The organism is Tenacibaculum sp. Ill (assembly GCF_051938915.1).
Taxonomy (GTDB): domain Bacteria; phylum Bacteroidota; class Bacteroidia; order Flavobacteriales; family Flavobacteriaceae; genus Polaribacter; species Polaribacter larymnensis.
Genome location: NZ_JBPSCW010000002.1, coordinates 1800379 through 1813479 on the forward strand (window position 1 = coordinate 1800379; position 13101 = coordinate 1813479).

Consider the following 13101-nt stretch of genomic DNA (forward strand, 5'->3'; position numbering starts at 1 on the left):
TATGGAAGTTCAAAAAGAAACTTATTTTCCAAAATTAGAAGCAATACAACAAGCTGCTGCGACTTTACAAGAAGTCGTAGCAGTTACTCCGTTGCAAGAAAATTTTAACTTATCACAACAATTCAATGCTAATATCTTTTTAAAGAGAGAAGATTTGCAGCAAGTTCGTTCGTATAAAATTAGAGGGGCTTATAATAAAATTAGTTCTTTAACCGAAGAGGAGCTGGAAAACGGAATTGTATGTGCTAGTGCAGGAAATCATGCACAAGGTGTTGCTTTGGCGTGTAGAAAAAAAGAAATCTACGGTACTATATACATGCCTGCACCAACACCAAAACAAAAGGTAGAACAAGTAAAAATGTTTGGGGGCGATTTTGTAGATATTCAATTAATAGGAGATACATTTGATGATGCTTACAAGGCAGCAAAACTTTTATGCGATAGTTTGCAAAAAACATTTGTGCATCCGTTTGATGATGAAAAAATTATAGAAGGACAAGCAACCGTTGGTTTAGAAATTTTAGAGCAATCACAACAACCTATTGACTATGTTTTTGTACCTGTTGGTGGTGGTGGATTGGCCTCTGGTTTATCAAGTGTTTTTAAGTTACTGTCCCCAAAAACAAAGATTATAGGAGTAGAGCCAGCAGGAGCACCTTCTATGAAAAAATCGTTAGAGGAAAATAACAATATTAAGCTTGATAGTATTGATAAGTTTGTAGATGGTGCAGCAGTACAGCAAGTAGGTGAGTTGACCTATAAAATTTGTCAAGAAAACTTATCGGATATGATAACTGTTCCTGAAGGAAAAGTGTGTCAAACGATATTAGAAATGTATAATAAAGAAGCCATTGTAGTAGAGCCTGCAGGAGCTTTGACTATAAGTGCACTTGATTTTTATCAAGAAGAATTAAAAGGTAAAAATGTAGTTTGTGTTATTAGCGGAAGTAACAACGATATTACTCGTACTGCCGAAATAAAAGAACGTGCATTGTTATATGGCAAATTGAAGCATTATTTCATTGTTCGTTTTCCACAACGTGCTGGAGCTTTAAGAGAGTTTGTAGCTGAGGTATTGGGAGAGAATGATGACATCACTTTTTTTGAATATTCTAAAAAAACCAATAGAGAAAACGGACCAGCTGTAGTAGGTATAGAATTAGAAAAGAAAGAAGATTTACAACCTTTAATTCGTAGAATGAAAGAGCGTAGTTTTTATGGTGAATATCTAAACGATAAACCTAATTTATTTGAATTCTTGGTGTAGTATTAATGAGATTGTCTAAGATAAAATGTCATTCCGAACGAGGGACGAGGAGGAATCTCTCAAAAACGAGTAATAAACAAAAGATTTCTCCCTTTGGTCGAAATGACGTTTTTGACAGTCTTATTTTTGACCAAGATATACCCAATGATCATTCTCTTTACAAAAAAGAGAGTTTTCGTGAATCACATCGATATTGCCATTCTCCATAAAGAAAGCCTTGAATTCAACTGTAGTTTCTGTTGTGTGTAGCACCTCTAGTTTTATCCAGTTAACAGATTTTGTCCATGCTAAAATTTCTTTCTTTTCTCTTTTAGAAGGTCTGGTGCTACTATGGTGACTTTTTTGTAGATAATCGATGTTAGCTAGTACAAAAGCACTGTATCTTGAACGCATTAAAGCTTCAGCTGAGGTAACTGAATGAATGTTTTGATGTGTTTTTTGGCAGCAATCACTGTATTTTTTATTTGGGTTGCAAGGACATTGCATAGCTTAAAATATTTGTTTCAAAAGTAGGTGAAAAAAGTAAAAAATCAATTCGTCTATAGTAAAGCGCATTTCATCTATAGATAAATAGTTCTTTATCAAAGAAAAAAATTATAACTTTAGATTTGATTTATTTTTATCAAGTTAGTTTTTAATCTAAGGTTTTGAATAAAAAAATAAAAATACTTTTAATAGAAGATGATAAGATAGAGGTGCTTAAGTTTAATAGAGCTATTACTCCTGTTTTAGAAAATCATATAATCACACAAGCTAATAATGGAAAAGAAGCCTTATCTTTATTGGAAAAAGATTTACCAAATATAATTTTATTAGATTTGAATATGCCTGATACTAACGGGATTGAGTTTTTATCTATTCTAAAAAACGATGAAAAGTTAAAACATATTCCTACCATAGTACTAACAACATCAGATAATGATAAAGACATTACAGAATGTTATAGATTGGGAATAGCAGGGTATGTTTTAAAGCCTTTAAAGTATCAAGATTATGAAAAAAAAATAGGAACAATAATTGAGTATTGGAGCCTTAATGAATTTAAAAAATAAAATATGAAAGGGATTGTTTTTACAGAGTTCTTGGATTTAGTTGAAGATAAATTTGGTATCGAAATGGTAGATAAAATTATAGAACAATCTGAGTTAGATTCTGGTGGAGTATACACTGCTATTGGTACATACAAATTTTCTGAAATGCTACAATTATTAGAGAATTTGAGTAATAATACAGGAGTTTCAACAGATGATTTGTTGTTAGTATACGCAGAACATTTCTTTTCAGTGATAGAAGATAGTTATCCTGGACTTTTAGCTACATATAATGATCCTATAGAGATGCTGTCATCTATTGAAGATCATATTCATGTAGAAGTAAAAAAGATTTATCCAGATGCAGAATTACCAACATTTCTTGTAGAAGAGAAAAGCGAAAATTCACTTGTAATGCTATATAAATCAAGTAGAGCAATGCATCATTTTGGATTAGGTTTAATGAATAAAACGTTTGAACATTTTAATAGTTCAGCAGAAATTATTTTAGAAAAAATTAAAAATGACGGAACTGAAGTAAGGTTTATTATCAATAAAAATTAGTGAGTATAAAGGAAATTGAAATACTACAAAGAGCGCTAGAAAGACAAAAAAAGGCTAGAAAACAAGCAGAGAAAATACTAGAAGAAAAATCGTTAGAATTATTTAATATTTCTCAAGAGCTAAAGGTAGTTAATGAACAATTAGAAGACCTTTTAGATGAGAAAGATTCGCAATTAAAAGGAATTTTTGAAAATATTAATGATGCTTATCTAGTAATGGATATTAATGGTAATGTGTTAAAAATGAACGATGTTGCCGTAGAGTTATTTGGTTTTGATGTAAATGAAGAAGATGTAAATGTTGTAAGCCTTATTTATCCTGAACAAGAAGATTATGATTATGCGATGAATTCTTACGCACAATTATTAAAAAATGGATACTTCACCAATTATGTAGCTAGAGTTATTACTAAAAAAGAAGAAGTAAAATGGGTAAATATTAACTCAAGCGTAGTTTTTGATAAAAATAATACTCCAATAGCTGCACAAGGAATTATTAGAGATATAACTAACCAAAGAAAAGAACGACAAGTAATTGAAGTTATAAATAACACAGCCAAATCAATTTTAGGTAAAGAAGATATCTATGAAATAGCATGGGAAGTATCAAACAGCGTTGCTAATTATTTAAATACTGACGATTGTGTTGTTTACTTAGTAAATGAGAAGAGAAAACAATTAGAATTAATAGCATCATTTGATAAAAGAGAAAGAGAGAGCAAAGAAATTTACGAAAAAATGCGATTACCTTTTGAAAAAGGTGTGGTTGGAAGCGTAGCAAAATCAGGTGTTTCAGAAATTATAGATAATACAAGTTTAGATGATAGATACGTGGTTTATATTACCCCAAAACTGTCAGAATTAACAGTACCTATAAAGAATGAAGATAAGGTAATAGGAGTTATAAATGCAGAGCATCAAGAGAAAAACTATTTTACAGAAGAGCACTTAAAAACGATAGAAGGTATTGCAGGTTTAGTATCGCTTCAGTTAAAAAGTGCAATAAACATTAAAAAACGTAAAAAAGTAGAAAAGAAAAATACTGACTTATTAAAAAAGGTAGCAAAAAGTAATCAAGAACTAGAAGAATATGCACACATAGTATCCCACGATTTAAAATCTCCTATCAGAAGTATTCATGCCTTGACCAGTTGGATTAAAACTGATAATGAAGGAGTTTTTGATGAAGCTAGTCTCCAAAATTTTGAGCATATTGAAAATACTCTTGAAAAAATGGAACAACTCATTACTGATGTGCTAGAATACTCTAGTGTAGTTAATGGAGTTAAAGAAGACGATGATGTAGATTTAAATTTGCTAATTGAAGAAGTTAAGAAAGTAATATATGTGCCAAAAAACATTTCAATAAAAGTTTTACAGAAATTACCCATTATAAAAGGAGACAAAACAAAGTTTCTACAATTATTTCAAAACCTGATAAATAATGCAATTAAGTTTAACGATAAAGAAAAAGGGATTATTGAAATTGATGTAAAAGACCAAAACTCTTTTTATAAGTTTTCAATAAAGGATAATGGAATTGGTATTGAAAAAGAACACTTTGATAAAATTTTTAAAATTTTCCAATCTTTAAAAAAGTCTAAAGACTCCTCAGGTATTGGTTTATCAATCGTGAAAAAAATTGTGAATTTTTATAAAGGAGAAATATGGTTAGAGTCTGAAATAAATAAAGGAACAACTTTCTTTTTTACAATAAAAAAGTAATTATGGAGCAACCAAATCTATTATATATAAACGAACTTTCTAAGGGAGATGAAGAGTTTAAAAAACAAGTTATTGGAGTTTTAAAAGAAGAACTTTCTGGAGAAATAGAACGTTATTTTTTACATATAAAAAATGAAGATTTAAAAAAAACTAAAGAAGTTGTTCATAGAATTAAACATAAAATGAGTATTTTAGGCTTAGAAAAAAGCTATAAAATAACCAACGACTTTGAAAACAATCTTGCAGATAATAGTTTAGAGAATAAAGAATATTTTGAAAATATACTACCTATAATGCTTGATTTTTTGAAGATAATTTAAAAGATTACCTATGAACTGCATTGTTATAGATGACGAATTAATGTCGAGAATGATTCTTAAAAAAGTATGCGAACAAGTAAAAGAGTTAAAGCTTGTTGGTGAGTTTTCTAATGCTATACAAGCAATAAAGTTTTTAAATAGTAATGAAGTAGATGCTATCTTTTTAGATATTCATATGCCTGATTTTACTGGTTTTGATCTGATTCAAACTTTAAAAAAGCCACCTAAGATTGTTTTGACTACCTCTGATAGAAATTTTGCTGTGGAAGCTTTTGAATATGATTTTGTTGTAGACTATATAGTAAAACCCATAGAACTAAGTCGTTTTAAAAAATCGGTAGAAAAAATTATAGCGGCAAAAGAAAAAGAAAATAATCTAAAACCAGTAGCCCACACTCAATCTACTGATACAGATACACTATATGTAAACATTGATAGAAGATTGGTAAAAATAGAAATACCAAGTATTTATGTAGTGGAAGCTAAAGGGGATTATATAAAAGTTAAAACAGAAGAAAAAAATTACATAGTTCATAGCCCTTTAAAAAAAATAGAAGAAAAGTTGCCTGCAGCATCATTCTTAAAAGTACACAGATCATATATAATTAATATTAATAAGATTATTGACATAGAAGATAATAGTGTACTTATAAATCAAGATATAGTTCCTGTGAGCAGATCTAATAGAAATGAACTAAAAAGGCGATTAAACTTGCTGTAATCGTCTCATCTGTATAAAAAAGCCATTAATCTTTAGTAAATAGTCAGTTAATCGATTATAATACTCCAACGTCCTTGTTATTGCTAGTTTTGAGTAATGAACAAGAGGAGTTTACATATCATTATATTAATTTTTACGCCATTTTTTTTATTCGGACAATCTTTAGAGAGTTTAATTAAAGATGCAGAAAGTTTGGTTAAAAAAGCAGAAGTCACATTAAAATTTCCAGAGAATGAGACTAAGATATTTCTCCCCTTTCAACAATTCAAACTAGAAAAAAACAAAAATTTAAATCTATTAGAGATAGATTTAAAAACACTTGAATCTAATCAGTATAAAAACGATATAGGATTAGTGTTTAAAGTAAATGCAAATCATAATTTTAGTGATGCTTTAGATGAAGAAACAAACACTTCAATAATTACTAGTGTAAAAGCAGAAGTAGAATGGAACGTATTAAAGTCAGGATACTTTGAAAACCAAACAAAGGCTAAAAGAGTTGAGAATCAAATAGTCGTATTAAAAGAGGAAAGTGATAAAGTACAAAAGGAGTTATGGAGAAGGCAGTTTAAAATAGATTACAACTATGTTTTAAACAATGAAGTAATTAGCTTACAAAAAACATTTTTATCATTTGAAAATGATTACTTTGATTTACTGAATAAACTGTATTACCAAAAACTAATAAAAAGAGAAAAGTTAATACAAGTAAGCAGTCAAATACATGTTTTAGAAGAACAAATAAAAACGTTAGAAAAAGAAAACGTTCTACTAAGAGATAGTGTTTCTACAGCTTATTTAAAAGTAAAAAAACTACCACTGTTAAAAGTACGGTTAGACAGTTTTTCACTTAAAGAAACCTCTGCACCAATAAACGTTAAAGAAGAGAATATCTACTTACAACAGCATCGATTAAATGATATTAACTTATCGTTGTATGTAAATCAAAACTACCGTTATTCAGAAGCAATACAACGGTATTTTCCTTCCGTAGGTATTCGTTTTAAAGCACCGTTACGTTTTAATAACAGAAAGAAAATTATTGAAACGAAAATAAAAATTTTAAAAGCACAAGAAACAGATAAATCATTAGGTCAATTTAATAACACACTCACTTATATAAGTGAGTATAATGAAAAACTAAAAGACTTGCAAAATGAATACAAAAACTGGCAAGTTTTAGAAGAAAGAATAAGAATACTAAAATTAATAAAAGAAGAATTTAAAACTCAAAATACAGGGACTTTATTGTTAGATTTTTTAGAAGAACAATTTAGAATATTAGAGAATATTTTACAGTTAAAAAGACAGTTATATAAAGTAATAACAAGACTTTTTGAGCTAAATAGAACTAGTAAAATTGATGCTTTGTTTGTTCCTTACACATTTAAAAAAACAACAAGTTTAGAAAGGTTAGTACTTGTAAATAGTAAAAGTTACAGCCTAAGTTTTCAACTTAATTTTTTAAAGGCTAAACAATTAAGCGTAGCAGTATTGAAAAATGATTTAGTAATTCAAGAAAAACTAAAAAAAGCATCAATTAGTTATGTTTTGGTAAATAAGAGTACTAAAACAGTAGAGCAGTTTATAAAAGAAGAATTAGAAAAAATTAAAAGAAAAACAGATGAAAGCATTTAATTATAAAAAAGGAAAGGCAGTAATTAGAACGCTAAAAGAACCTGTAATTAAAAAGAAAAAGCTAAGCTTTGACAGGGCTTTGTATTTTATAATTATTCTTGGGCTTGCTGTTTGGTTAACAAGCTTTGTGTATAATAAAACTCTATGGTTAGAAGGTAATGGGCAGATGTTAATGGAAAAAGTAGATGTTAATTTTACAAACGATGTGAGACTCAAAGAAATTTATATTAATGAAGGAGATACAGTTAGTAAAGGAAGTAAGTTGTTTAATTACTTTCAAAACGATTTTGATAGTGACGCATCTATAGTATTAAAAAACTTTGATAGAAAAGAAAAACAAAATAGCAGCCTATTAGAAATAGAAAGACAAATTAATAGTAAGCAAGTAAGGTTAAAAGGATTGAAAGAAAGGCTTTCGTTTTTGAATATTCAAGAGAAAAAGATAACAAAACTTATTTTACTAGATGTATATACAAAAACAAAGTTAGACGATTTACTGACTCAAAAAATATTACTTGAAAGTCAAATAAAAATGGAACAGAGCGAATTATACTTTTTACAAACAGAAAAGAAGTTAATTAAACCAGATACACAATTAATAACAACAAGTAATGAAGATTATCAAAATACATATATCTCTCCAATAAAAGGGGTCGTTGGGCAAATTTTAAAAAGTAGCGAAGAAGCTTGTTACAAAACAGAAAATGTATTAACAATACATAATGTAGAAAAAGTTTTTATAAAAGCATATTTTAACTTAAAAGATCTGTCTAAAATAAATAAAGGAGCTATTGTAGAGGTAGAGTTTCCTGATAAAACAATTTCTAAAGGAATTATTAATAAACTTTATATAGCAACTTATAAGGCACCAACTGAATTTCAAAAGAAATATGAGCCAACAGAAAGAAATATTTTAACAGAGATTATACCTTTACATAAAGAACAAATTTCTGATTGGGCTAAGTTTTATAAATTGAACTTAAAAATTAAAGTAGGAAAGTTTTAATAAGACTTTAAAATAAAAAAATGAACCTGTGAAGTTTACTTCACAGGTTTTTTATTGTAGATATACTTGGATGAAAGCTATAGACAAGCTGCTACTAGAGGAAATGGTGTTGTTTCTGCTGTCATTAATCGATAATATTTCTACTCATATAAAAACGATTAAAACCATTAATCTATAGTTATTGTTTTTTCATCTACAGAAAGTTTTTAGTAAACCAATAACCACTCAAATAGCTTAAAAGCCAGTGTAATTTAGCAGTATATTAATTAACAAAAAAACAAACAAGATGAGCACAGCGTTAAAAACAAACAGGTTACAGGTTGAAAATCAATTTCCAAAATTAGCTTACAAGAAAAACCAATTATTCACTAACCTTTTAGAGAAAAAAGAAAACATGGCAGTTGTTGGTTTAGGATATGTGGGGCTTCCATTGGCTGTACATATGGCATCAAAATTTAAAGTAATTGGGTTTGATGTTAATGATGGTAAAGTACTACAGTTAATGCAACATAAAGATCCATGTAAAGAATTACCTTCAGAAGAGTTTAAAGGAAAGGATATAAGCTTTACGTCGAATGATGAAATTTTAAAAGAAGCTAAATTTTACATCGTAGCGGTACCAACTCCTATAGATGATTTAAAAAAGCCAAATTTAACACCGTTAAAATCAGCTACAGCTACGATTGCTAAATACTTAAAAAAAGGAGACTGTGTGGTTTTTGAATCAACAGTATTTCCAGGATGTACCGAAGAGGTTTGTGTACCTATTTTAGAAAGAATTTCAAGATTAAAACTAAATAAGGATTTTACTGTAGGATATTCACCAGAAAGAATTAATCCAGGAGATACACAACACACGTTTACAAAAATTAAAAAAATTGTTTCGGCAAGTACAGATGAATCTCTTGAAACAGTGGCAAAAGTGTACGAAGAAGTAGTAACAGCAGGTGTACACAGAGCACCAGCAATTAAGGTAGCTGAAGCTGCAAAAGTGGTAGAAAATATTCAAAGAGATGTAAATATTGGTTTAATGAATGAATTATCACAAATTTTCAATGCGCTAGAAATTAACACAAAAGATGTACTGCAAGCTGCAGGAACTAAATGGAATTTTCATAATTATTTTCCAGGATTAGTGGGAGGGCACTGTATAGGAGTTGATCCGTATTATTTAATACACAAGGCAAAGGAAATGAGGTATACCCCAAAGCTACTTGAGCAAGTTAGAGAAGTAAATGAAAGCATGATAAATCACATTGTTTTACAAATAGAAAGAAAGTTATATGCTAAAAGGTTTTTAAAAAATAATATTTCAATTTTAGTAAAAGGAGTAGCTTTTAAAGAAAATGTAAATGATATTAGAAATTCTAAAACAGCAGAAATGTGTTTAGAACTTCAAAAAAGAGGATATAATGTAGTAGTGCAAGACTATATGGTTGATCCAAAAGAAGTAAAGCAACGTTATGGACTTACCATTAAAAATACCACCTCGGAAGCGTTTGATGCAATCATTTTAGCTGTGGATCATGAAGATTATAAGCATCTAGCATACTACGATTATTTAAAGAATGGAACGAAAGAAACATTAATTTTTGATGTTAAAGGAGATAAAAAAGACAAATTTCCAGCAGAAGTATATATGTCATTGTAAAGTATAAAGTTAACTATTAAAAGTAGAAATCATGCTAAATGTTTTAAAGAAATCAAATTCGAGAAGAATCATACAAGATGGTTATTCGTTCTTGTTGGTTTCACATACTAGCGAGCTACAAAACGAAGAGCTAGCATATTTAGATGGTTTTATTATTGATACAGATACAGTAACCAATGCAAATGACATTATTTATAGTATAAGAACACACAAAAACATTCAAGTTAGTCTGTCGCCATTGTTTGTGAATAGCATTTACAAATTACCTAAAGAAGTAGCCATTCATACCGATGGTGACGTAGAGCTAAACATATTCTCTTCTTATATACAAAGAGTAATAACTATAAAAAAGAGAATAAAGAACCTAACAGCACCTAAAGCAATTTCTCATGAAAAGCTTATTCAGTTAAAAACAATGGCATTTTCTTATTCGAGAAATAAAGTTTTAACACCAATTGCAACTAGAGAAAGTTATATAGGATATGAATTTCCATTTATCTCATTGTTCTACAAAAAAAATGAAGCAATATCATTATTAAGAAATTTAGAAAAAGCAGTAAAAGAAAATAGTTTATCTGTAAGTTTAAAAGACTATGTACACCTTTGCAAAAGTTGTTCTGGGAATTATCTAAATTTTAGAGAATGCTGTCCGAAATGTGATTCTATTGATATAGTAGCAAATGATATGGTTCATCATTTTGTTTGTGCTCATGTAGCACCAGAAAAAGATTTTAAAGTTGACGATGGTTTGGCTTGTCCGAAATGTGATAAAAATCTCAGACATATCGGAATAGATTATGATAAACCTTCATCAATCTATTCGTGTAATACTTGTAATCACGAATTTCAAAATGCCAACATGAAAGCCTTGTGTTTAGATTGTGAAACAGAAAACAAATTAGATGAGCTTTTAGAAAAAACAATTGGAAGTTATAAAATAACCGAAATAGGAGAACAAATGTTGTTCAATCAAGAAAGTACAAATCAACCTCAGTTGGAAACTATTTCTGTAGATAGTATGAATACTAATCTTTTCAAAATTATAGTAAATCAGGAAATAAAGAGAATAGAAGTAACACAAGGAGATAGTTATTTGACAAAAATAACATTTGAAAATAAGCAGTTAGAATTGTTAAACACCGATTTAAAATTAAACCTAACCAAAGAAATAAGTTCAATAATACAATCGTATTTAAAAGCTTCAGACATCTTATCTGCAGAAAAGTTTAATAGCTACTATATTTTACTCCCAGAAACTAAAGAAAATCAGTTAGAAAGACTAGAGAACATACAATATAATTTATCAAAGCTATTGTCAGATAACTTGAGTGATACCCAACAAGAAATCAAAATAGAGATTCATAAAATTTTAGGAACCGATAACTCAAATACGTATTTCGAATGATATTTTTAAGTCTACATAATTTAGTTCCAGAATATGTAAATTACTGGTTTGTGGTTGGCTTATCAAAATTTATAAGAGTGTTTTGGTATTTCGTAATCTTTGAGTTTACACGTTATATAATCATAGACTATGTAATCGCATTTATTTTTCTCATTACAGGAAAAAAAAGAGCTAAAAAATTTGAAGAAGCTAAAAGAAAACTCTTTCAAGAAAACCCTTTTGTATCTGTAATCATTCCAGGGAAAAATGAAGGAAAGCATTTGTATAAGTTAACTAAATCATTGGCAGAACAAACGTTTAAAAATTTTGAACTAATTATTGTTGATGATGGTTCTGATGATGATACTCCTATCATAGGTAAAAACCTAGAACGTTTAGGGTTGATAGATATGTTTATAAGAAATGAGATGAGAGGAGGAAAAGCATCAGCAGCAAATTTAGCGCTGCGTTTTAGCAAAGGTAAATACATCGTGCATTTGGATGCCGATTGTTCTTTTGATAGCGATGCAATTGAACAAGTACTTTTACCTTTTTTTATAAACGATAAAATTGCTGCAGTAGGAGGAAATGTAAAAGTGAGAAACTACAAAGAAAGTTTATGCGCAAAACTACAAGCAATAGAGTATTTAAAAACAGTATCAGTAGGGAGAATAATTACGTCTTATTTGGGAATCTATAAAATTATTTCAGGAGCATTCGGAGCTTTTAGAAAAGATGTAATAGATAGTATTGGCGGATGGGATATAGGTCCAGGTTTGGATGGAGATATCACAGTAAAGATTAGAAAGTCTGGCTATAAAGTATATTTTCAAGAAAAAGCGATTTGTTTAACCAATGCGCCTTCGAAATTTAAAGTATTGACAAAACAACGTTTGCGATGGGATAAATCTATTATCCGTTTTAGAGTTCGTAAACATAAAGATGTGTATTTTCCTACGGCAAATTTTAATTGGTCAACTTTTTTTTCACTTGCAGAAAACGTATTTTACAATGTTATTTTAGATATCATGTGGTGGGTTTATATCATAGATATTATTGTAAATTATAACAGTTCTTTACAGTTTATTATCCCAATGAACTTCACATTATACTTTGTAATGTCGTATGTGCAAATGCTAAGTATTTACATTTTTTCAGAAAGAAGAGAAGAAGAAAAATACTTGTGGCCTTATGTTATTTTAATGACGATATATACAGGAACTTACTTAAGAATAGTAAGAACTATAGCTTATTATAAAGAGTTCTTTTTCAAACGATCATTCGAAGACCCTTGGAATCCATATAAATCTTCAATACAAGCTAAAAGAGCTGGTTTGTAAAAGAAGCAATAAAAGCTTAGTTAAGTAATTCGTGTGATTCCTGTACTCTAAAACAACGTTCTTCACCAAGAAATAAAGGGTTTCCGTGTTTTTCAGACCAAAATCCGTCTAAAATATTTTTAGAAAGACAAGAATAAACTACAACACCTTTATAAATAGTATTGTCATCATCAGTGTAGTTAAAATTAATTACAAGGATGTTGTTTTTAAAGAAACCAGTTCCATGCTGTTCTTGTTCATTATTAATAAGCCATTTGGCAAGAATTCTATTATTTTCATCAAGCGTTAAAGAAAGAGTTCCTTTATAAGTGTTTTCACTTTCATCCTGATTACTACCAATAATATTATATGTTCCTACTAAATCTTCTACCGTCATTCAATTATCAAAATAAGAATGCAAAAATACATTAAAAATAGTGTAGAGCTAAAGTATTGGTTTAGTGTAATTATATTTT

At 29.0% G+C, this 13101-nt stretch carries 13 protein-coding genes; 11 read left to right on the forward strand and 2 right to left on the reverse strand.

All coding sequences use genetic code 11. The features are described from left to right. Window position 1 precedes the first annotated feature (1 nt). Window positions 2-1267 carry a threonine ammonia-lyase IlvA gene (gene ilvA / locus ACTPNM_RS08510; RefSeq protein ID WP_440121359.1) on the forward strand — a complete coding sequence of 422 codons (1266 nt, stop codon included), beginning with the start codon at window positions 2-4 and terminating at the stop codon, window positions 1265-1267. A 120-nt stretch (window positions 1268-1387) separates the two neighbouring features. On the opposite strand, the gene ACTPNM_RS08515 is transcribed toward ilvA, so the two are convergent. Beyond that, complete coding sequence (locus ACTPNM_RS08515) at window positions 1388-1753, reverse strand: YchJ family protein (RefSeq protein ID WP_440121360.1); 366 nt, start codon at window positions 1751-1753, stop codon at window positions 1388-1390. A gap of 161 nt (window positions 1754-1914) precedes the next feature. On the opposite strand from ACTPNM_RS08515, the gene ACTPNM_RS08520 reads away from it, so the two are divergent. The 10 genes from ACTPNM_RS08520 to ACTPNM_RS08565 all read left to right on the forward strand — a co-directional run bounded on the left by ACTPNM_RS08520 (window position 1915) and on the right by ACTPNM_RS08565 (window position 12646). Continuing rightward, window positions 1915-2319, forward strand: coding sequence for a response regulator (locus ACTPNM_RS08520; RefSeq protein WP_099216162.1), 405 nt, complete (start codon window positions 1915-1917; stop codon window positions 2317-2319). Between the two features lie 3 nt (window positions 2320-2322). Continuing rightward, window positions 2323-2862, forward strand: coding sequence for a heme NO-binding domain-containing protein (locus ACTPNM_RS08525; RefSeq protein WP_440121361.1), 540 nt, complete (start codon window positions 2323-2325; stop codon window positions 2860-2862). After that, on the forward strand, window positions 2862-4586 hold the full coding sequence (locus ACTPNM_RS08530; RefSeq protein WP_440121362.1) for an ATP-binding protein: 1725 nt from the start codon (window positions 2862-2864) through the stop codon (window positions 4584-4586). Before ACTPNM_RS08525 ends, ACTPNM_RS08530 begins: the two co-directional genes overlap by 1 nt. 2 nt (window positions 4587-4588) lie before the next feature. After that, window positions 4589-4906 (forward strand): Hpt domain-containing protein, encoded by a 318-nt coding sequence (locus ACTPNM_RS08535; protein WP_440121363.1) that lies wholly within the window; start codon window positions 4589-4591, stop codon window positions 4904-4906. A 10-nt stretch (window positions 4907-4916) separates the two neighbouring features. Continuing rightward, window positions 4917-5627 (forward strand): LytR/AlgR family response regulator transcription factor, encoded by a 711-nt coding sequence (locus ACTPNM_RS08540; RefSeq protein WP_440121364.1) that lies wholly within the window; start codon window positions 4917-4919, stop codon window positions 5625-5627. A 96-nt stretch (window positions 5628-5723) separates the two neighbouring features. Further along, window positions 5724-7265 carry a hypothetical protein gene (locus tag ACTPNM_RS08545; RefSeq protein WP_440121365.1) on the forward strand — a complete coding sequence of 514 codons (1542 nt, stop codon included), beginning with the start codon at window positions 5724-5726 and terminating at the stop codon, window positions 7263-7265. Further along, window positions 7252-8271 carry a hypothetical protein gene (locus ACTPNM_RS08550; RefSeq protein WP_440121366.1) on the forward strand — a complete coding sequence of 340 codons (1020 nt, stop codon included), beginning with the start codon at window positions 7252-7254 and terminating at the stop codon, window positions 8269-8271. Before ACTPNM_RS08545 ends, ACTPNM_RS08550 begins: the two co-directional genes overlap by 14 nt. Before the next feature lie 286 nt (window positions 8272-8557). Then, window positions 8558-9922, forward strand: coding sequence for a nucleotide sugar dehydrogenase (locus ACTPNM_RS08555; RefSeq protein ID WP_440121367.1), 1365 nt, complete (start codon window positions 8558-8560; stop codon window positions 9920-9922). A 31-nt stretch (window positions 9923-9953) separates the two neighbouring features. After that, entirely contained in the window at window positions 9954-11327 is a 1374-nt protein-coding gene (locus tag ACTPNM_RS08560; protein WP_440121368.1) for a hypothetical protein, read from the forward strand. Then, window positions 11324-12646 carry a glycosyltransferase family 2 protein gene (locus ACTPNM_RS08565; protein ID WP_440121369.1) on the forward strand — a complete coding sequence of 441 codons (1323 nt, stop codon included), beginning with the start codon at window positions 11324-11326 and terminating at the stop codon, window positions 12644-12646. Before ACTPNM_RS08560 ends, ACTPNM_RS08565 begins: the two co-directional genes overlap by 4 nt. Before the next feature lie 16 nt (window positions 12647-12662). Here the strand turns inward: ACTPNM_RS08565 and ACTPNM_RS08570 are convergent, their stop codons facing one another. Next, window positions 12663-13022: a hypothetical protein gene (locus ACTPNM_RS08570; protein ID WP_440121370.1), complete on the reverse strand. Its 360-nt coding sequence runs from the start codon at window positions 13020-13022 to the stop codon at window positions 12663-12665. Window positions 13023-13101 lie beyond the last annotated feature (79 nt).